This is a genomic window from Roseateles sp. GW821-FHT09B06, from assembly GCF_059418245.1.
Map to the genome: position 1 here is coordinate 89186 of NZ_JBWKPM010000012.1, position 19920 is coordinate 109105.

Consider the following 19920-nt stretch of genomic DNA (forward strand, 5'->3'; position numbering starts at 1 on the left):
CGACCATGAACCACACCGCCCAGATCGAGAAGCGCAGCACCCGGGACTGGCAGACCGCCGACAGCAGCCATTTCCTCCACCCCTTCACCGACTACCAGGCCCTCGGACAGCGCGGCGCCCGCATCATCGAGCGCGCCGACAACATCTACCTCTGGGACAGCGAGGGCCACAGGATCCTCGATGCGATGAGCGGCCTGTGGTGCGTCAACCTCGGCTACGGCCAGCAGGCCCTGATCGACGCCGCCACGCGCCAGATGCAGGAGCTGCCCTTCTACAACGCCTTCTTCCAGACCAGCACGCCGCCGGCCATCCAGTTGGCCGAACTGCTGGCCGAGATTGCGCCGCCGGGCTTCGAGCATGTGTTCTTCACCTGTTCCGGCTCCGAGGCCAACGACACCGTCGTGCGCATGGTGCGGCGCTACTGGGACCTGCAAGACCAGCCGCAGCGCCATGTCATCATCGGCCGCATCAACGGCTACCACGGCTCGACAATGGCCGGCGCCTCGCTGGGCGGCATGGCCGCGATGCATGCCCAGGGCGGCCTGCCGATCCCGGGCATCCACCATATCGACCAGCCGCACTGGTTCGGCTCGGACCGCGCCCTGAGCCGCGAGGACTTCGGGCTGCAGGCCGCCGGCTGGCTGGAGGCCAAGCTCCTGGAACTCGGCCCCGAGAACGTCGCCGCCTTCATCGGCGAGCCCGTGCAGGGTGCCGGCGGCGTGATCGTGCCGCCGGCCAGCTACTGGCCCGAGATCCAGCGCATCGCCGACAAGTACGGCATCCTCGTCGTCAGCGACGAAGTGATCTGCGGCTTCGGCCGCAACGGCCATTGGTTCGGCTGCGAGACCCAGGGCTTCCGACCCGACCTGATGAGCTTCGCCAAGGGCGTCAGCTCGGGCTACATCCCCTTGGGCGGCGTGCTGGTCGGCGAGCGCGTCGCGCGCGCGCTGATCGACCAGGGCGGCGAGTTCGAGCATGGCTTCACCTATTCCGGCCACCCCACGGCCTGCGCCGTGGCCCTGGCCAATCTGCGCCTGATCCGCGAGCTGGATCTGGTGCGCAAGGTCCGTGAAGACAGCGGCCCCTACCTGGCCCGCGGCCTGGCCGCGCTGAGCGAACACCCGCTGGTCGGCGAGGTGCAGAGCTGCGGCATGATGGGCGCGCTGCAACTGGTGCGGGACAAGGCGTCCCTGGCAAGCTATGACCCGCAACTGGCGGTCGGCATGCTGTGCCGCGCCCATTGTTTCCGCGAAGGCCTGATCATGCGCGCCGTCGGCGACCGCATGATCGTCGCGCCGCCGCTGGTGATGACGCATGCCCAGATCGATGAGATGCTGGCCCTGGTGCGGCGTTGCCTGGACCTGACCTGGACGGAACTGAGAGAGAGACAACTGCTATGAACGACAAGACCTGGCACCAGCGTGCCGCCGAGCTGGCCATCGACGGCCGTGCCTTCATCGCCGGCCAGCGCATTGCCGCCGCGGACGGCCAGAGCTTCGAGAAACGCTCGCCGATCGACGGCCGCCTGCTGGGTGCGGTGGCCCGCGGTCGGGCCGCCGACATCGACGCGGCCGTGGCCGCCGCGCGCCGCGCCTTCAATGAGGGCCGCTGGGCCGGCAAACCGCCGGCGGCGCGCAAGAAGACCCTGCTGCGCTTTGCCGAACTGATCCTGGCGGCCAAGGACGAGCTGGCCCTGCTGGAAACCCTGGACATGGGCAAGCCCATCCAGTACGCGCTGGCGGTCGATGTGCCGGCGGCGGCGCGCTGCATCGCCTGGTACGCCGAGGCCATCGACAAGGTCTACGACGAGATCGCGCCGACCGGATCGAACGCCCTGGCCCTGATCCAGCGCGAAGCCATGGGTGTGATCGGCGTCATCGTGCCCTGGAACTACCCGATGATCATGGCCGCCTGGAAGCTGGGGCCGGCCCTGGCCACCGGCAACTCGGTGGTCTTGAAGCCCAGCGAGAAATCGCCGCTCACCGCGCTGCGCCTAGCCGAGATCGCGCTGCAGGCCGGCATCCCCGAGGGCGTGTTCAACGTGGTGCCCGGCTATGGCCATGAGGCCGGCGAGGCCCTGGCCCTGCACATGGACGTGGACGCGATCGGCTTCACCGGCTCCACCCGCACCGGCCGGCGCATGCTGGAGTACGCGGGCCGCTCCAATCTGAAGCGGGTCTACAACGAGCTGGGCGGCAAGTCGGCCGTCCTCGTCTTCCCCGACTTCGACGACCTGGCGCGCGCCGCCAAGACCGTGGCCGGTTCGATGTTCTTCAACCAGGGCGAGAGCTGCAACGCGCCCTCGCGCGTGCTGGTGCACGAGAGCATCGCCGATCGGTTCGTCGAACTGGTCGCGGCCCAGGCGCCGCGCTATCAGCCGGGCGACCCGCTGGACGCCGAGACCGTGATGGGCGCCATCGTCGACGAGGTGCAGCTGAACACCGTGATGGGCTATATCGAGAGCGGCCGCGCCGAGGGCGCGCGCGCGGTGACCGGCGGCCGCCAGGCGCGCCTGGAGAGCGGCGGCTTCTATGTCGAGCCCACGGTGTTCGACGGCGTCAGCGGCGAGATGAAGATCGCCCGCGAGGAGATCTTCGGCCCGGTGATGAGCGTGCTGCGCTTCAAGGACGAGGCCGACGCGGTGGCCCAGGCCAACGCCTCCAGCTACGGCTTGCAGGCCAGCGTCTGGAGTTCCCACATCGATCGGGCGCATCGGGTCGCGCGTGCGCTGAAGGCCGGCACCGTGCACGTCAACCAGTACGACGAGGACGACATCACCGTGCCCTTCGGCGGCTACAAGCAGAGCGGCAACGGCCGCGACAAGTCCCTGCACGCCTTCGACAAATACACCGAGCTGAAGACCACCTGGCTGCGCATCAACGGCAGCGCCGGCTGAGACCCGGATGTCGCGGTCGCGTCGGCCGTCATTGCAAAAACACAAACGGTCACTTGCCGAGCCGGCCATTTTTTGCGCCGGCCATCGCCCTTATCGTTGAGTCACGGGCCCGACGCATGGTCCGCCACTAACTCAAAGGAAGCCCATCATGACCACCACCCAACCGAGCCGCCACCTGCTGGGCAACAAGCCGCATCGCTATGTCAACGCGGTCAGCACCGACATCCGCCGCACCTTCCGGCGCTTTCGCCTGCTGAGCTATCTGCAGCACAAGAGCGAACAGATGTCGGCCGGCGCCGGCCGGGCACTGCAGACGGCTTGAGCGGACATCGGGCGGCTCAGAGCGACCGGCCGCTGTCGGCCACGGTGCCGGCCAGGCTGCTCGCGTTCATCTCGGGCAGCACATAGACCACCCCGCGTCGGCGCCCCAGCAGCGGGGCCACCACCTCGTCGTAGAACTCGGCGCTGACGACCACGCAGCCCAGCGAGATGCGCCGCTCCCCGGCGCTGTCGGAGGCCAGGCGCTGCGGGCGGCGCTCGGCGGGCGGGGCCGGGCGCAGACGGTGGATGGCCACCGCGGCCTCGTAGTCGATCCAGACGATGGCCTCGCCCTTCAGATTGCGGCCGGGTTCGGAGTCGAAGCGACCGGCCGGCGTGATGCGCTCCTGCGGCGCGATGCCGCTCAGCACGCGCTGGCCGATGCCCGCTGGCGAGACGTCGCCGCGCGCCAGGCCCAGCAGGGCGGCGCTGGCGCCGGCCAGGCGGCCATCGGCATAAAAGACGTAGAGACGCGCCGACTTCTTGTCGACGATCGCGAAGGGCCGCCCGCCCGCATCGCCGCCGCCAAGGGCCTGGTCGGCGGTGCGCCGCACCTCGGCCGAAGCCGATTCGCCCAGAAAATCGGGAGCCGCCGCGCCGGCGGGAAGTCCCCCTTGCGCCAGCGCCGCCGCGCAACCCAGCGCCATCCAGGCGCCGTGCGCCCACCGAATCCAAGAAGCCATACTGCCTGCCGCCTTCGTGTCCAGCCGAAGCCGGACGCGATAGCCAGGCTCTGCAAGCAGATGCTACCGAAATCTCTCGGTTGCAAGGATTGGAAAAGCCCCGAATTCGGGCCTTGCCCCGTCAATAAGTGACGCTTCTCAGCGCGAAGCTGTAACCGTGCCGGCCAACGCCGGAAACACCTGCTCCAGCGGGCGTACCTCGGGCAGCACATAGACCAGACCGCCGCGCCCGCGGAAGCTCGGCCAGAGCACCTGCTCGAAGAAGTTGGGCGGCATATTGACGCAGCCGTAGCTGATGCGGTTGTCCTTGGGCGAGGGCGAGGCCAGACGCTCCGCCCGGCGTTCGCGCGGGTCGGTCAGGCGCACGCGATGCATGGACACCGCCGCCCCGTAATCCACCCACACCACCTCTTCGCCCAGGGAGTTGCGCCCGGGCTCGGCCATGAAACGGCCGGCCGGCGTGGTGCGCTCTTCGGGCCGCACCTGCTCGATCGGGCGCTGGCCGATGCCGACCACGCTGTCATCGCCGGCCGCATAGCCCAGCAGCACCGGCGTGGCGCCGCGCAGCCGGCCGTCCGGTTCGAACACCAGCACCTGGGCCCGGCGCTTGTCGATGATGGCAAACGGCCGCGTGCCATTGTCGGCCGCATCCACCACCCATTGCGCCACCCGCCGCGCCGCGGGCGAGACCGCCGTACCGGCCAGCTCCAGTTGGCGCTGCAGAGGTGGCTCCGCGGCCGCTCGCGTCTGAGCCGGACGCAGCGGTGCCTGGGGCGCGATGCTGGGGCGCGGCGGAATCAGCAGGGTCAGGACGGCGGCACCAAGCAGCAGGCCCGGCTTGAGACCATCCAGCCATTCCGGCAAGGACGCGGGTCGCTGCAAGGCAAGGCTCATGGTGTCGCTCGGCGCTTGAAAAGCCCCCTGGCACCGGGTGGCACCAGGGGGCCGGGGTCATGCAGGTTCGTCAGTTGCGGTCGGCCTGCGGTGCACGTTCGGACGGCAGGGTGTCCGTGCCGCTGCTCGGGCTCGGCGTGCTGCCCTGAGCCGAACTGTCGCTGGGCTGCACGGTCGAGCCCTGCTCGGGCTGGGTGCTTTGCTGCGGCATGCTCTGTTCCTGGGTTGGCTGCTGCTGCTGCTGCGTCATGTCCTGGCTGGCCGGCGCGGCGGCATCGGTACTGGACTGGGCATAGGCAAAGCCGATCGCGCCGATCAGGGCGGCGGCGGTCAGACCGGCGCTGAGAGACTTGGATGTCGTCATGTCTTACTCCTGCGGTTGGGCCCCGATAGGGGCGTAGGAAATGGAAAAACCGATCGCTTTGAATCGGCTGACTTCAGTCTAGGCATGCTGCTACGCCCCCCTTGTGGGCCGGCGGCGCGGTTGCCTGTAGGACAAACGGCCATGCCGGTCAGCCATGGGCGGCGCGAACTGCGGGCATGATGCGGGCTTCGCCGCCATGGCCCACCGCCCCACCACCGCCTTGCACCGCCCCCATCCCATCCCCTGGCTGGCCTATGCCTGCCTGGCCCTCAGCACCGGCCTGGTCGGCAGCTATGTGGGCCTGTCCAAGCTGCTGCTGGCGGTGTTCCCGGTCTTCCTGCTGGCCTGGCTGCGCTTCGGCATCGCGGCGCTGCTGATGCTGCCCTGGGTCAGGCGCCCCGCCGATGAACCACGGCTCGATGCGCGCTCGCGCCGGCTGCTGTTCCTCGAATCCTTCATCGGCAATTTCCTGTTCTCGATCTGCCTGCTGTTCGGCCTGCAGCGCAGTTCGGCCGTGGTGGCCGGGGTCATCATGGCGGGCATCCCGGCGGCCGTGGCCCTGCTGAGCTGGCTGCTGCTGGGCGAACGCATCGCGCGGCGCGTGCTGGCCGGCATCGCCTGCTGCGTGCTGGGCATCGCGCTGGTGGCGCTCGGGCGCGATGGCGGCGCGACCTCGCCGCTCGGCGCGGCCCTGCTGCTGGCCGCCGTGTTCTGCGAGGCCTGCTATGTGGTGATCGGCAAGCAGTTGACCGCCCAGATCTCGGCCAAGCGCATCAGCAGCCTGATCAATCTCTGGGGCCTGGCGCTGGTGACGCCGCTGGGCCTGTGGCAGGCGCTGAGCTTTGACTTCGCCCTGCCCGCGACCGCGCACTGGGGGCTGCTGGCCTTCTATGCCACGGCCGCCAGCATGGTGACGGTCTGGCTGTGGATGACCGGTCTGGCCCGGGTGCCGGCGGCCCAGGCGGGCGTCTTCATGGTCTTCCTGCCGATCGCCACGGCTCTGATGGGCCTGCTCTTCCTGGGCGAGAGCCTGAGCGGCCTGCAGTTGCTGGCCTACGGCCTGGCGCTGGCCGGCGTGCTGCTGGCCACGGCCCCGGGCAAGAAGGCACCTGGGGCAGCATCAGGGACGGCATCAGGAAGGGCCTCAGGGAAGGCATAAGGCCCGCAACAAAAGCTATGCCCCGGCGGCCCGACCCGGCCATACCAATGCCCTACCATTGCACGCGCATGTTGCCCGCATCCATTCCCGCCCCAACACCCGACGCCGACTTCGCCAGCTGGCGCGCCTGGGTCGCCAGCTTCGCCGCCCTGCTGCAGGTACCGGCCGAACGGCCTCTTGCCGCGGCCACGCGCGGCGCCGCCAAGCCCGGCCATTGCATGGTGTTCTCACCCCACCCGGACGACGAATGCATCGTCGGTGCCCTGCCCCTGCGCCTGCGCCAGGAGGCCGACTGGCGGGTCACCAATATCGCCGTCACGCTGGGCAGCAAGGCCGAACGCCGCGAGCCGCGCTGGCGCGAGCTGGAGGCGGCCTGCGACCTGCTGGGCTTCGACAATATCCGTCTGGCCGAGCATGGCCTGGCGCAGGTCAAGCCCGAGACCGAGGCCCGCTCGCCCCAGCTCTGGTGCGCCCATCTGCGCTGCGTGGCCGAGCTGCTGGACGAGGAGCGTCCCACGCTGCTGCTGGCCCCGCATGCCGAGGACGGCATCCCGACGCACAAGGGCGTGCACAAGCTGCTGAGCCAGGCCTTGCGCGAAACAGGCCTGTCCTGCGTGCTGGCCGAGACCGAGTTCTGGGCCACGATGGCCGCCCCCAACTGGATGGTCGAGACCGGCGTGGCCGACACCGCCCGCCTGGTGCAGGCCCTGGCCTGCCATCGCGGCGAGATCGAACGCAACCCCTACCATCTGCGCCTGCCGGCCTGGCTGGCCGACGGCGTGCGCCGCGGCGGCGAACTGATCGCCGGCGCCGGCAGCGCCGTGCCGTCCTATGGCTTCGCGACCCTGTACCGCCTGACCCGCTGGGAGCGCGGTGTCCCCCAACAAGATCTGAGCCCCCGCCTGTGCCCGGCCGATGCCGCCCTCGACGGCCGCTGGCTGCGGACCTGATGCCCCCGTGAGATCCCCCTGTGAGCGTGATGAACCCTCCCTCCTTCCTGCGCATCCACCAGTTCGCCGGCCTGCTGCCCGGCCCGCGCCTGCTGGTCAGCGCCGCCGTGCATGGCAACGAGATCTGCGGCGTGGCCGCGATCCGGCGCGTCATCGACGAGCTGGACAGCGGCCGGCTGCGGCTGCTGGGCGGCACGCTGAGCTTCATCCCCATCGTCAACCCGCTGGCGCACCGGCTCGGCCGCCGCGAGGGCGAGCGCAACCTGAACCGCAATCTGCGCCCGCCGGTGGTGCCGCAGGACTTCGAGGACCGCATCGCCGGGCCGCTGTGCCACTGGCTGGCCGATCACGAGGTGCTCTTGGATCTGCACAGCTTCCAGGGCCAGGGCAAGCCCTTCGCGATGCTGGGCCCGCGCGACAACCGCGGCGAGCTTGAGCCCTTTGCGCATGAGCTGGCCGAGGGCCTGCTGGCCGCCTGCGTGGGCACCGAACGCATCGTCGAGGGCTGGCTCTCCACCTATGCGCTGGGCCTGCAGCGGCGTGCCGCCAAGGCCGGCGACGGCTCGCGTCGCGCAGCGCTGCAGCAGGATCCGCATTACGGCGTCGGCACCACAGAGTACATGCGCTCCCAGGGCGGCTACGGCATCACGCTGGAATGCGGCCAGCACGAGGATCCGGACGCGCCCGAGTTCGCTTACAAGGCGATCCTGCGCACCCTGGTGCTGCTGGGCATGGTCGAGCCCTCGGTGGTCGAACCCCGCCCGGCCGCGAAACCCGAGCTGCTGCAGCTCTACGAGGTGATCGACCGCGAGCACGAGGGCGACAGCTTCGTGCAAGCCTGGGCCAGCTTCGATCCGGTCACGCAAGGCCAGCCCATCGGCACCCGTCACGACGGCAGGCCCGTGCTGGCGCCCGACGACGGCCGCATCGTCTTTCCGGCCGCCAATGCCCAGCCGGGCAGCGAGTGGTTTTACCTGGCGCGAGCAAGCCAGCGCCGGCTTGGCTAGACTGGCCGCATGATGAAGATCGATTTCGTTTCCGACGTCTCCTGCCCCTGGTGCGCCATCGGCCTCAAGTCCCTGGAACAGGCCCTGGCGCGGCTGCCCGAGCTGCCGGTGGAGCTGCGCTTCCAGCCCTTCGAGCTGAACCCGCAGATGGCGCCCGAGGGCGAGGACATCGACGCGCACCTGGGCCGCAAATACGGCCTGCCGCCGGCTCAGCTGGAGCTCAACCGCGAGGCGATACGCCAGCGCGGCGCCTCGGTGGGCTTCACCTTTACGCCCGGGGCCCGCGGCCGCATCTACAACACCTTCGACGCCCACCGCCTGCTGCACTGGGCCGGCCTGCAAGGCAGCAGCTACCAGCGCGATCTGAAGCTGGCCCTGTTCGGCGCCTATTTCACCGACGGCAAGGACCCCAGCAGCCATGAACTGCTGCTGGAGCGCGCCGCCGCCGTCGGCCTGGACGCGGACGAGTCGCGCGCCGTGCTGCAGAGCGAGCGCTATGCGCCGGAGGTGCGCGAGGCCGAGGCCTTCTACCAGCAGCAGGGCATCCATTCGGTGCCGGCCGTCGTGATCAACGGGCGCCACCTGATCTCCGGCGGCCAGCCGCCCGAGATTTTCGAGAAAGCGCTGCGCCAGATCGCCGCCAGCCCGGCCTGAGCGACAATAGCCGCAACGACGCCGCCCCGCTCCCGGGGCGCTTCTTTTTGTGACGCACGATGTTCAAGAATCTGACGATTTACCGCGTGGGCGCCAGCTGGCAGCCCGGCCGAGAAGAGGTCGAAGACGCGCTGGCCAAGGGCCAGTTCCAGCCCTGCGGCGCCAGCGAGCCGCTGTCCGTCGGCTGGGTGCCGCCGCGCGGCATCGAGCATGCGCCGCTGGTGGAGGTGGTGGACGGCCATCTGCACCTGAAGCTGCAGATCGAATCGCGCGTGCTGCCGGGTTCGGTGGTCAAGGAGCGGGTCGACGAGATCGCCGCCCAGATCGAGGAGCAGACCGGCCGCAAGCCCGGCAAGAAGGCGCTGAAGGACCTGAAGGAACAGGCCACCCAGGAGCTGCTGCCGCTGTGCTTCAAGAAGCGCAGCAGCATCAGGGTCTGGATCGCGCCCGAGCAGCGCCTCTTGATGATCGACGCCTCCAGCCCGGCGCGCTGCGAGGAGGTGGTGAGCCTCCTGATCAAGGCCCTGGACGGCCTAACCCTGCACCTGGTGCAGAGCGCCGAGACGCCGGCCGCCTGCATGGCCGCCTGGCTGATGGACGGCCAGCCGCCGGAGGGCTTCACGATCGACCGCGAGTGCGAGCTCAAGAGCGAGGACGAGATGAAGTCGGTGGTGCGCTACGCCCGCCATGCGCTGGACATCGAGGAGGTGCGCCAGCACCTCACGAGCGGCAAGCGTCCGACCAAGCTGGCGATGAGCTACAAGGACCGCGTCTCCTTCGTGCTGACCGATACCCTGCAGATCAAGAAGATCGCCTTCCTGGACCTGGTGTTCGAGGGCCACGACAAGCCCGAGCAGGACGAGCAGTTCGATGCCGACGCCGTGATCGCCGCCGGCGAGCTTGGCGAGTTGATCCCGGCGCTGATCGAAGGGCTGGGCGGCGAGCACGACTTCCTGGGCTCGGCCCCGGTGTCCGAACTGATCCCGCCGGACGTGACGGTGCTGGATCTGGACCAGACGCCGGCCATGGCCGACGACACGCCGCCCTGGGCCTGAGCTACCAGGCCCGGTACGGCGTCACCGCCAGATTCGCGTTGTAGTAGCGCGCGTCGCCGGTGACCTCCTGGCCCAACCAATCCGGCCGGGCGAAGGCCTCGTCCTCCGAGCCGAGTTCGATCTCGGCCACCACCAGGCCGGCGTTGTCGCCGAAGAACTCGTCCACCTCCCAGGTCTTGCCCTGGAACTCGCAGAGATGGCGGGTCTTGTCGATCAGCGGTCCCTCGCAGAGCTGCAGCAGCGCCTGCGCGTCGGCCGGCGGGATCTCGTACTCGAACTCGGCGCGGCTCATACCCGCGGCACCGACGGTCTGGCCCTTGATGGTCAGAAAGGCCTTCTCGCCGGCCAGGCGCACGCGCACCGTGCGCGCCGGGTCGCGGCTCAGATAGCCCTGGCTGAAACGCTGCTGGCGCTCGGGCGGCTGCCGCCAGCCCTCGTTCCCGCCCCCACTCGCCACCAGGAACTTGCGTTCGATCTCAAGACCCATTCGATGCCCCTTTGGCCGCCGCCGCGGCCTCGCGCAGCTTGTCCTTCTTGCTCTTGCGGGTCCGGCTCTTGATGCCGCCCACGCCGGGCTCAGCGGCCTCGGCCGTGGCGAGCTCCTTGGGCTCGAAACCGGCGATCTGTTCGCGCGCCACGCGCTGGCCCTGGCGCTTCTCGATCAGACGGAAATGCGCCTCGGCCGCGGCCGGCACGAAACTCAGGGCCACCCCGCTGGCGCCGGCCCGGCCGGTGCGGCCGATGCGGTGGGTGTAGTCGGCCGCGGCGCGCGGCAGGTCGTAGTTCAAGACCGCGGGCAGGTCCGGGATGTCCAGGCCGCGCGCCGCCAGATCGGTGGCCACCAGCACCTGCACCTCGCCACTCTTCAGCGCCGCCAGCACCTCGCGCCGCGTGCCCTGGCTCAGCTCGCCATGCAGGGCCGCGGCCTTGATGCCGGCCTTCCAGAGCTTGTCCGACACCAGCTCGGTCGCGTACTTGGTGGCCACGAAGACCAGCAGCCGCTCCCAGCCCTCGGTCTGCAGCAGATGGCGCAGCAGCGGCGTCCGCCTGGCCTCGTCGACCCGGATCGCGCGCTGGCGGATGTCCGGCGGCGCTTCCGCCGGCGCTATCTCGATGCGCAGCGGCTCGCGCAAGAGGCCATCGGCCAGGGCCTGCACGGCCGGCGCGAAGGTGGCCGAGAAGAAGAGGTTCTGGCGCGCGTCCGGCAGCAGGGCCAGGATGCGCTGCAGTTCCTCGGCAAAGCCCAGATCCAGCAGACGATCGGCCTCGTCCAGCACCAGCAGCCGCAGCGCGTCGAATTTGACGGCGTTGTGCTCGACCAGGTCCAGCAGCCGGCCCGGCGTCGCCACCAGCACATCGCAGCCGCCGCGCAGACCCATCAGCTGCGGGTTGATCGAGACGCCGCCGAAGGCCACGGAAATCTTCAGCTTGCCCGGCAGCAGCCGCGCGATGTCGCGCAGCGCCTCGGCGATCTGGGAGGCCAGCTCGCGCGTCGGCGCCAGCACCAGCGAGCGCAGTCGGCGCCCCTCACCCCCCACCTGCGCCGCCCCCTCCAGCGCCCGCTGCAGCAGCGGCAGCCCGAAGGCCAGGGTCTTGCCCGAGCCGGTCTGGGCCAGCCCCAGCAGGTCGCGGCCGGCCAGCGCGGGCGGGATCGCGGCGTGCTGGATCGCGGTCGGGTCTTGATAGTCGAGCTCGGACAGGACCTTCAGCAGCGCAGGCGCGAGGCCCAGGGGAGCAAATGACATGGAGAGGATCGGAGAAGGAAAAGAAGGTGTAAGCGCCAGGCGTTCAGCCGAACAGGCTGCCCTGCTCGCCGCCGAGCTGGCCGGTGGCGCGCGCCTCGATGGCCAGGATACGCTGCTTGGTGGCCAGGCCGCCATGGGCCGAGAAGCCGCCACGGCTGCCGCTGCCGGGTGTGGGCAGCACGCGGTGGCAGGGCACGATGGGCGCAAAGGGATTGTGCCCCTCGGCCTGGCCGACCGCGCGCGCGCCGCCGGGCAGGCCCAGGCGCGCGGCCACCTCGCCGTAGCTGAGGGTCTGGCCGACGGGGATGTGGCGCGTCAGTTCATGGACGCGGCGGTTGAACTCGGGCACGCCGCGCTCGTCCAGCACCACCTCCAGCAGATCGCGCGGCTCACCGGCCAGCAGGGCGCGCACGCCCTGCATCGCGTGCAGCACGGTGGCCGGGATGGCCTCCAGGTCCGGCACTTCGCGGGCGGCCGGGAAGCGCGCGCGCATGCGGTCGCGCGTGGCGCCGGCGTTTTCTTCCGGCAGCTGCGAGCCGACGATGCCGCGCTCGCTCCAGGCGATGCCGCAGCAGCCCAGCGGCGTCTCGTAGCAGTGGAAGAAGAAAACGGGGGACATGGCCGTTCAGGCCGCCGTCAGCACCGCGGCATGCTCGGCCTGATGTTCCGCGACATGCCGGGCGATGCCCGCGCGCGCGCGCGTGGCCAGCGCGGCCACCTCGGCCGGCGGCAGATGCTTGAGCTTGTGGTCGGACCAGATCTGGCGCCAGCGCCGCGCCCCGGCCGCGCCGTTCCACAGGCCCAGCGCATGGCGCATCGCCTGCGACCAGGGCCGGCCCTGCGCCAGCTGCGCCTCCAGATAGCGCAGCCACTGCATTTCCACCTGCTCGCGGCCGTTCTCGGGATCGGCGGGGTTCGCGGCATCGAAGAACTGCGCATCCCAGCCGGCCATCTGCCAGGGCTCGTGATAGGCCTGGCGGCCCATCATCACGCCATCCACATGCTGCAGTTGCTCGGCGATCTCCGCGTCGCCCTTCAGGCCGCCGTTGATCACGATGGTGAGCTGCGGGAACTCGCGCTTCAGGCGATGCACCAGCGCGTAGCGCAGCGGCGGGATCTCGCGGTTGTCCTTCGGGCTCAGGCCCTGCAGCCAGGCATTGCGGGCATGGACGATGAAGACCTCGCAGCCGGCCTCGGCGATGGTGCCGACGAAGTCGCGCACGAACTCGTAGCTTTCGACCCTGTCGATGCCGATGCGGTGCTTGATCGTGACGGGGATGCGCGACACCGCATCCTTCATGGCCTTGATGCCCTCGGCCACCAGGGCCGGCTCGGCCATCAGGCAGGCGCCGAAGGCGCCGCGCTGCACCCGCTCGCTGGGGCAGCCGCAGTTCAGGTTGACCTCGTCGTAGCCCCATTGCTCGGCCAGCCTGGCGCAGGCCGCCAGATCGGCCGGTTCCGAGCCGCCCAGCTGCAGCGCCACCGGATGCTCTTCCTCGTTGAAGTCCAGATGGCGCGGCCGGTCGCCATGCAGCAGCGCACCGGTGGTCACCATCTCGGTGTACAGGCGGGTGCGGCGGCTCAGCAGGCGGTGGAAATAGCGGCAATGCCGGTCGGTCCAGTCCAGCATCGGCGCGACCGACAGGCGCCAGGGGTTTGTCGTGATCGGGGTTTGCACGGGGCGATTATCGCAAAGCCCGGTTTCCGGCCCGCATGCCAGGACTTGGCCGCCAGCGGCGCCGGATGCCGACGGCCGGCCCGCGGCCCCTAGTCCTAGGTGAAGGGTGTCCACCCGGCTTGCGCTTCCCCGCGGCTGGCCGATAGTTGTTCTGCAGCGCCTGCTGCAGTGGAAGGTTCGCCATGGACACACGATGCAAGGGAATCGCCTCTTTTGCCGCGTCATGGCCGACGCGCGTCGCGGCGCTCGCCGGCATCGCCGCCCTCCTGTCATGCGGCGGCGGCGAGGATATGGACGAGCTCAGCGAGCGGGAAGCCCAGGCCGCTCCGGCGCCCGCTGCCACCGCCGCTACCAAGGCTGCCGACGCCGCCAAAGCCGTCAACGCCGTCAACGCTGCCGCCACCGTCGCCAATGCCGTTAACGCCGTTGCCGTCGCCCAGCCGGCGCATTCCTGCATGCAGCGCGTCTCCAGGGTGCTGAAGACGGGCGAGAACCGCTCGCCGAGCCTCATCGATTGCCTGGCCGGACAGTATGTCGGGATGGGCATGGGCGCCGAGACCTGCTCGCTGCGCATCGCGGCCACGCAAGGCCAGTTCAGGTTCGGACGCACGCGCGATGCAATCAGCGTCGAATCCGACGATGCGGGCGCCAAGACGCCGGAGCGGGCCGTGCACGGCGTGCAGATCGCCGATGTGGAACTGGGGCATGTCGGGCTGGAGCTGAGCCGCCGCAGTGCGGACAGCAAGACCGTCGAGACCCTGGTGCTGAATTCCGGCGAGCGCAGCGATGGCTCGTCGGGGCTGATCGAAGTGACCTACCAGCGCTCGCACAACGGCGATATCCGCATCAGCCGCTGCCGCTTCGATCGGGCCTAGCCGCCGGCGCGCCCCACCCCCTACCGTAGGGGGCGTATCAGCTTGTAAACGATTGGGCGCGTCGTATCTTTTGAACGCGTGCTCATATTTATTCGGGTTTAACCGCTTGACTCGATGTGATCACTTGTGTTCGAAAATTCCCTCAGCCATGAGGAGGTCCTATGTTGCGCAAGCCAATCACCGGCTTGGCGACCGCATGCGCCCTTGCGCTCGCCGGCTTCGTGCTCGTGATCCCAATCGCTTGGTCCGTTCACGACATCTTGACCTTTGAACTCGACGGCAATGTCGCCGATGCCGCGGGCGGCGGCGACGACTGGGCCACGGTCGTCAATCCCACCGGCGGGTCCTCGAACATCCTCGCGCGCACCGGCGTCGCCGCGGATCCGGCGCCTCAAAGCATCTTCACCGGCGGTGGCTCCAAGGACGATCTGGACCTCAACGGCCCGCTGTCCGGCGCCGGCGGATGGAAGTACAAGGACGGCTCCGTGCCGGACAAGGACGACATCACCAACGCCTATGCCGTGGCCTACAACGTCAATGGCAAGCTGGTGATCTACGCGGGCGCCGACCGTTTCGACAACAGCGGCGACGCGTTCATGGGCTTCTGGTTCTTCCAGAACCAGGTCGGCCTGGGCCCGGTTTCCGGCAACTCCGGCCCGTTCACCGGCCAGCATGCGGTCGGCGACGTGCTGGTGCTGGCCAACTTCACCGGCGGCGGCACCACCGTCAACATTGAGGTGCTGAAGTGGGTCGGCAGCGGCGGCAATGTCAACGGCACGCTGCAGCGCATCGCCGGCATCGCCGGCGGCACGTCGGCCACCTGCGCGGGCGGCCTGACCAACGACCTGTTCTGCGGCATCACCAACACCACAGCCGGCGAAACGCCGCCCTGGACCTATCTGTCCAAGGGCGGTTCGTCGTCCTTCCCGGCCGCGACCTTCTTCGAGATCGGCATCAACATCACCGACGTGTTCGCGGCCGCGGGGGCGGGCAGCACGCCCTGCTTCTCGACCTTCATGGCCGAGACGCGCGCCGCATCGTCGGTGAGCGCCACCTTGAAGGACTTCGTGCTGCATAGCTTCCCGGTCTGCGGCATCGCCGTGACCAAGCAATGCGTCAACCCGATCCTGGCCTCCAGCACGACCATCGGCTACACGGTGCGCGGACAGGTGCAGAACACCGGCTTCGGCACGGTGACCAATCTGCAGCTCAGCGACGCGCCGCGACCACTCGGCCCGGTGTCTTACTTCAACTGCGACGCCGGTGGCCTGCCGACGGGCAACCCGATCTCCTTCGGCGGATCGCTGAACCCGCTGACTTCGGTGTGCTACCAGTCCAGCTTCACGACGCCGGTGAACGGTGAGAACGACACCATCACCGCCACGGCCAACGCCGGCAGTGCTAGCGTCACCGCCCAGGCCGGGGCCGACTGCCCGAACCTGCAGCTCTCGCCGGCGCTCGATGTCACCAAGAGTTGCTCGACGACCCTGTTCCAGGCCGCGCCTTACTTGGTCGTCAAGGTGCTGGTGGAGGGCTCGGTGTGCAACATCGGCGACACCGTGCTGTCGAACGTGTCGGTCACCGACACCGACGTGGCGGGCAATCTGCTTGGCTCGCCACAGACGCTGACGCTGCCGGGATCCGCGGGCGCATGCAAGAGCTTCAGCACCTCGTACTTCCCGTCGACGGCGGAGAACCGCCTGCAACCGGGAACGAGCACGCTGGTGCCGGGTCTGGCGCGCTTCAGCGACACGGTCACCGCGACCGGCACGGCCCCGCTGGGCTTCGTCGTCCAGCCCGACACGGCCACCGCCGAATGCACGCTCTGCCCGACCTGCTCGCCTGACGCCTGCCCGGGTGGCGTTTGCCCGGCCTCGACCGGCGCCACCAGCAGCAGCCTGATCAGGAAGCGTTAAGCACGCCGGTTTGCTGCATCAAGCCAAGGGCGGGGATCACTCCCCGCCCTTTTTATTTGCGCTCGCTCACTGGACCGAGAAGCCGCTGCTCGCGCTGGCACTCGCCCCGCCGCGGCTCGCATTGATGCGCAGCTGCCAGGCCCCGGCGCTGTCCTTGCGGCTCAGGCGGTAGGACGAGCTGGCAACGCCGCTGGCATCGGTCGATGCATTCTGCGTGACCTGCGTGCCATCGGCCTTGACGAGGGTGAAGCTCACGGCCGCATTGGCCAGCGGCAGACCGGCGGAACTCACGTTCGCCGTCATGCGCACCGTGTCGTTGCGCGCGTAGACGCTCTTGTTCGTCGCGGCCGCAGCGCTGATCGCGCTCGCGCCGATCGTGTAGCTGGCGCCCGCGGTGCCGACCAGGCTGGTGCTCGCGGCATTGGTCGCGCCGGCCGTGATCGCATAGCTGCCGGCGACCGCCGTGGCCGGCGAGGTGACCGTCAGGGTGGTCGTGGCCGTGGCACCGGGCGCGAGCGTCAGGCTGGGGTTCGCGAACGTGCCGCTCCAGCCCGCGGGCTTGGTCGACTGCAGCGTGATGCCGGTCGACGCGCAGGTGCTGCTGTCCTTGTTGACGACCGACAGGGTGTAGACCACCGACGCGCCCGCGCTCACCGCGGTGCCGCCACCGCTCAGGCTCACGGCCGGCGCCGCCCGCACGCAGGCGGCGGCCGCACTTGTCGTCACGCTGATGCGCGCGCTCGTTTCGGCGGCGGCGTCCAGCGTCACCATGACGCCGCTCTGCGGGTCGCTGAAGGCCTGCCCGTAGACCAGGGCGGCATCGCCCATGTCGAAGGTCGGCACGGTGCCGGGCGTCATGTCCAGCAGGAAGCTGCTGTTCACGTCGCCGTCCGTGCCGGTGCGCACCAGCAGCCCATTGGCAAGGTTGGAGGCATAGACCGTGCTCAGCGCGCTGTCATAGCCGATCGGGCGCCGGTACTCGACGTAGTACCAGGACCTGGCACCGCTCACCGGGTCGACGGATTTCAGGATCTTCAGAGCCTTGGGCTCGACGGTGGTACTCTCGTAGGCACCGATGGTGTAGGAGCCGCTCGTCGTCACCGTGGTGATGGTCGGCTGCGCGCTGCCGTTCAGCCAGCCCAGCCACTCCTTCTGGAAGGTGTTGAAGTGCGAGGCCGTCGTGTTGCCCATCACGTCGGCCACATCGCCGTAGTCCTGCACGACGCAGTTGGGGCCGAAGGGCGTGGCGTCGCAATCCGATGCATGCGAGTGCTGCAGGCCGAGGTTGTGGCCCAGCTCATGGGACACGACCTTGATGTCCATCCGGCCGTTGATCCAGGCGCTCGAGGGCAGGCCGCCCACCGTGCCGACCCCCGACCACACGCAGCTGTCGTTGCGCGGGAAGACATAGACCACGCGGCTGTAGCCGGCGAGCGCAATACCGGCATTGGCCGCGGCGAGCTTGGCCGCGTCGGCGATGTCGGTGGTCAGGCAGGTCTTGGCGATAGGCAGCGTGAGCCAGCCATGGGCGTTGCCCGACAGCCAGGTCTTCTGGAACGAGTTCTCGCGCATGAAGCCGTTCACCTGGTTGAAAACCACGTCCTGCGCCTGGGCCAGCGTATAGGGCTGCCGGGTGTCGTCGGCAAAGTTGACCAAGAGGACCGCAACCTTCTGCTCGCCCAAGGTGTTCGAGAGCGGTGCACTTGCGGTGACCGTGACCGCGCCGCTGTCGGTGCTGCTCAGCGCCAGCACATTGCCGCTCAGCTGGCCGCGCACCCGCAGCCGCGTGCCGCTGCGCAGCTTGGCCAGCGCCTTGCCCTGGGCCCGCAGTTCCAGGCGAGCGTCGGCGGTCTTCAGGTAATGCCGGACATGCCCGCCGCCGGGATGGTCTTCAACCTGGATTTCGAGCGTTCCCTCGACCGCAGCGGTGGCGCGGCTTGCGGGCGTTTGACCCGCAGCCTGACTCCCCAGCGCAGCGAGGCCGAGCACGAGGGCGGTCAAGCAGCTGCGCAGCAGCGATCGATTCGAGGTGGGCGTGGGAATGTGAGTGGCGCAGGGGTACATCTGGGGTCCTGTTCAGGTCCAGACCTCCGCCCTTCAGCACCGGGGTTGCGCTGTGGTCTTCCTTCGGTAACCCGGCTATCCAGCCTTGGCTGGACCCGTGGCTTTGCGCCGCCCAATTGCTCGGGCTTTGCCTTTGTCGGGAAGAGATCGTGGTTCAAAAATCGAAAGCGCCGTCAGATTGACAGATCGTGACGGCGGCTATCGCGCAATCAGCCGGAGAAAATCGGTGACTGCAAGGCGATGTTACAAATCCTCGGGCGCCTCAGGTGTATCGGGCGCGGCGCATCGGTTAACAGAATGTATTAAGCACCAGGGGGCGTATCCAAACCGGCATCCACACCGGCACCGACCCTCTCGCGGAGGACCGAACGCTGCCCCACATGCGCTCGGGACCGGGCGGCAAACAGCTCCGGATGCCACATGGCCGGACCCCGGGCCGCGGATGCGGCCGCGCAGATCGGCAATCAGGGACGCCTCCCCCTTCGCGCTCCACCTGTCGGCGGAGCTTGCGCAGCGGGAATATGGGTCAGGCCAGCTCGCGCAGCGGGTGGTTCGCGGGCGTCCAGGGGCTGGCGAAGAAGGCTTCGACCAGGGCCGGCGTCACGTCCTCGATGCGGGCAGGGTTCCAGCGCGGCGCATGGTCCTTGTCGACCGCGAGCGCGCGGATGCCCTCCACCGTCTCCGAGGCCGCGCCGGGACGCAGATGGAAGCAGTGATGCACCAGGTCCAGCTCCATGCGCAGATCTTCGGCCAGGCTCATGGCGCGGGCGCGGCGCAACTGCTCCAGGGTGACGGCCAGCATCAGCGGCGAGCGCTTGCGCAGGGCCGCCAGCGTATGGCGCGCCCAGTCGTCGTCGGCCGCGGCCAGCGAGGCCATGATGCCGGCCACCGTGGGCTTGGAAAAATGCGCGTCGATGCGCTCGCGCAGCTCCAGATGATCGGGGGCGGGCGCCAGGTCGGCGCGTTCCATCACCTCGGCCACCACATGCTCGGCGCTGGCCTGGGTGCAGCGACGGAAGGCCTCGACGATGGCCGGCAGCTCGCTGCTCTTGACGAACACATCGCCCAGGCCCAGCTCGATCGCGTCGCCGGCGCCGATCACCTGGCCGGTCAGGGCCAGCCATTCGCCGATGCGGCCCGGACATTGCGCCAGAAACCAGCCGCCGCCCACATCGGGGAACAGGCCGATATGGGTCTCGGGCATCGCGAGCTTGCTGTGCTCGGTCAGCACGCGCAGGCGGGCGCCCTGGCTGATGCCCATGCCACCGCCCATCACCACGCCGTCCATCAGGGCGATATAGGGCTTGGGGTAGTTGTGGATCAGGTGGTTGAGCGCGTATTCCTCGGCAAAGAATGCGCCCAGCTCCGCCAGCGACTCGGGCGTGCCGGCCATCGCGGCCTGGTGGAAAAAGCGGATGTCGCCGCCGGCGCAGAAGGCCGCCGGCTTGCCCTCGCGTCCCGCACCCAGCACCACCACGGCCTGCACGGCCGGCGTGCCGGCCCAGTGCCGCAGCAGCGTCGTGATGTCGCGGATCATGGCCAGCGACAGCGCATTCAGCGCGCCGGGGCGGTTCAGCGTGATGAGGGCCAGGCAGCCATTGACCTCGGCCAGAATCTGGCCTTCGGATTGCAGCGGGGGGATCGATGCGGCGGACGACATGC

General features: G+C 69.3%; 19 protein-coding genes and 1 riboswitch. Of the genes, 10 read left to right on the forward strand and 9 right to left on the reverse strand.

All coding sequences use genetic code 11. The features are described from left to right. Positions 1-5 precede the first annotated feature (5 nt). The 3 genes from AC07OQ_RS12785 (at position 6) to AC07OQ_RS12795 (ending at position 3218) form a co-directional block, all read left to right on the forward strand. Complete coding sequence (locus AC07OQ_RS12785) at positions 6-1400, forward strand: aspartate aminotransferase family protein (RefSeq protein WP_495053510.1); 1395 nt, start codon at positions 6-8, stop codon at positions 1398-1400. Then, positions 1397-2896, forward strand: coding sequence for an aldehyde dehydrogenase (locus AC07OQ_RS12790; protein ID WP_495053511.1), 1500 nt, complete (start codon positions 1397-1399; stop codon positions 2894-2896). Before AC07OQ_RS12785 ends, AC07OQ_RS12790 begins: the two co-directional genes overlap by 4 nt. A 148-nt stretch (positions 2897-3044) precedes the next feature. Next, entirely contained in the window at positions 3045-3218 is a 174-nt protein-coding gene (locus tag AC07OQ_RS12795) for a hypothetical protein (protein WP_495053512.1), read from the forward strand. A gap of 16 nt (positions 3219-3234) precedes the next feature. Here AC07OQ_RS12795 and AC07OQ_RS12800 read toward each other — a convergent pair whose 3' ends face one another. The 3 genes from AC07OQ_RS12800 to AC07OQ_RS12810 form a co-directional block, all read right to left on the reverse strand. After that, positions 3235-3897, reverse strand: a complete 663-nt coding sequence (locus AC07OQ_RS12800) for a hypothetical protein (RefSeq protein ID WP_495053513.1) — start codon at positions 3895-3897, stop codon at positions 3235-3237. Positions 3898-4035: 138 nt separating this feature from the next. Beyond that, positions 4036-4791: a hypothetical protein gene (locus AC07OQ_RS12805; RefSeq protein WP_495053514.1), complete on the reverse strand. Its 756-nt coding sequence runs from the start codon at positions 4789-4791 to the stop codon at positions 4036-4038. 70 nt (positions 4792-4861) lie between these two features. Then, positions 4862-5155 carry a hypothetical protein gene (locus AC07OQ_RS12810; protein ID WP_495053515.1) on the reverse strand — a complete coding sequence of 98 codons (294 nt, stop codon included), beginning with the start codon at positions 5153-5155 and terminating at the stop codon, positions 4862-4864. Positions 5156-5351: 196 nt separating this feature from the next. Here AC07OQ_RS12810 and AC07OQ_RS12815 point away from each other — a divergent pair, with 196 nt between their 5' ends. From AC07OQ_RS12815 to AC07OQ_RS12835, 5 genes are all read left to right on the forward strand, one after another. Beyond that, on the forward strand, positions 5352-6314 hold the full coding sequence (locus tag AC07OQ_RS12815) for a DMT family transporter (RefSeq protein ID WP_495053516.1): 963 nt from the start codon (positions 5352-5354) through the stop codon (positions 6312-6314). Positions 6315-6382: 68 nt separating this feature from the next. Continuing rightward, a complete protein-coding gene (locus AC07OQ_RS12820; RefSeq protein WP_495053517.1) occupies positions 6383-7264 on the forward strand; it encodes a PIG-L deacetylase family protein in 882 nt (293 codons plus the stop codon). 29 nt (positions 7265-7293) lie between these two features. Beyond that, the gene (locus tag AC07OQ_RS12825; RefSeq protein WP_495053518.1) at positions 7294-8271 is read left to right on the forward strand and encodes a succinylglutamate desuccinylase/aspartoacylase family protein; all 978 of its coding nucleotides are present in this window, start codon (positions 7294-7296) and stop codon (positions 8269-8271) included. Between the two features lie 9 nt (positions 8272-8280). Then, positions 8281-8925 carry a DsbA family oxidoreductase gene (locus AC07OQ_RS12830; protein WP_495053519.1) on the forward strand — a complete coding sequence of 215 codons (645 nt, stop codon included), beginning with the start codon at positions 8281-8283 and terminating at the stop codon, positions 8923-8925. A 59-nt stretch (positions 8926-8984) separates the two neighbouring features. After that, the gene (locus AC07OQ_RS12835; protein ID WP_495053520.1) at positions 8985-9980 is read left to right on the forward strand and encodes a recombination-associated protein RdgC; all 996 of its coding nucleotides are present in this window, start codon (positions 8985-8987) and stop codon (positions 9978-9980) included. Between the two features lies 1 nt (position 9981). Here the strand turns inward: AC07OQ_RS12835 and AC07OQ_RS12840 are convergent, their stop codons facing one another. The 4 genes from AC07OQ_RS12840 to dusA are packed head-to-tail and all read right to left on the reverse strand — an operon-like array spanning position 9982 to position 13355. Continuing rightward, on the reverse strand, positions 9982-10467 hold the full coding sequence (locus tag AC07OQ_RS12840; RefSeq protein WP_495053521.1) for a CYTH domain-containing protein: 486 nt from the start codon (positions 10465-10467) through the stop codon (positions 9982-9984). Continuing rightward, positions 10457-11725: a DEAD/DEAH box helicase gene (locus tag AC07OQ_RS12845; RefSeq protein WP_495053522.1), complete on the reverse strand. Its 1269-nt coding sequence runs from the start codon at positions 11723-11725 to the stop codon at positions 10457-10459. Before AC07OQ_RS12845 ends, AC07OQ_RS12840 begins: the two co-directional genes overlap by 11 nt. A gap of 43 nt (positions 11726-11768) precedes the next feature. Further along, positions 11769-12344: a methylated-DNA--[protein]-cysteine S-methyltransferase gene (locus tag AC07OQ_RS12850; protein ID WP_495053523.1), complete on the reverse strand. Its 576-nt coding sequence runs from the start codon at positions 12342-12344 to the stop codon at positions 11769-11771. Positions 12345-12350: 6 nt separating this feature from the next. Continuing rightward, positions 12351-13355, reverse strand: a complete 1005-nt coding sequence (gene dusA / locus AC07OQ_RS12855; protein WP_495053553.1) for a tRNA dihydrouridine(20/20a) synthase DusA — start codon at positions 13353-13355, stop codon at positions 12351-12353. 230 nt (positions 13356-13585) lie between these two features. On the opposite strand from dusA, the gene AC07OQ_RS12860 reads away from it, so the two are divergent. Together AC07OQ_RS12860 and AC07OQ_RS12865 are read left to right on the forward strand one after the other, a co-directional pair. Beyond that, the gene (locus tag AC07OQ_RS12860; RefSeq protein WP_495053524.1) at positions 13586-14278 is read left to right on the forward strand and encodes a hypothetical protein; all 693 of its coding nucleotides are present in this window, start codon (positions 13586-13588) and stop codon (positions 14276-14278) included. A 260-nt stretch (positions 14279-14538) separates the two neighbouring features. After that, positions 14539-16194 (forward strand): hypothetical protein, encoded by a 1656-nt coding sequence (locus AC07OQ_RS12865; protein ID WP_495053525.1) that lies wholly within the window; start codon positions 14539-14541, stop codon positions 16192-16194. A gap of 66 nt (positions 16195-16260) precedes the next feature. Here AC07OQ_RS12865 and AC07OQ_RS12870 read toward each other — a convergent pair whose 3' ends face one another. Next, positions 16261-18183 (reverse strand): NEW3 domain-containing protein, encoded by a 1923-nt coding sequence (locus AC07OQ_RS12870; protein ID WP_495053526.1) that lies wholly within the window; start codon positions 18181-18183, stop codon positions 16261-16263. Positions 18184-18320: 137 nt separating this feature from the next. Continuing rightward, a riboswitch (cyclic di-GMP riboswitch) is annotated at positions 18321-18400 on the reverse strand. A gap of 384 nt (positions 18401-18784) precedes the next feature. Continuing rightward, positions 18785-19918, reverse strand: a complete 1134-nt coding sequence (locus AC07OQ_RS12875) for an enoyl-CoA hydratase/isomerase family protein (protein ID WP_495053527.1) — start codon at positions 19916-19918, stop codon at positions 18785-18787. Between the last annotated feature and the right edge of the window lie 2 nt (positions 19919-19920).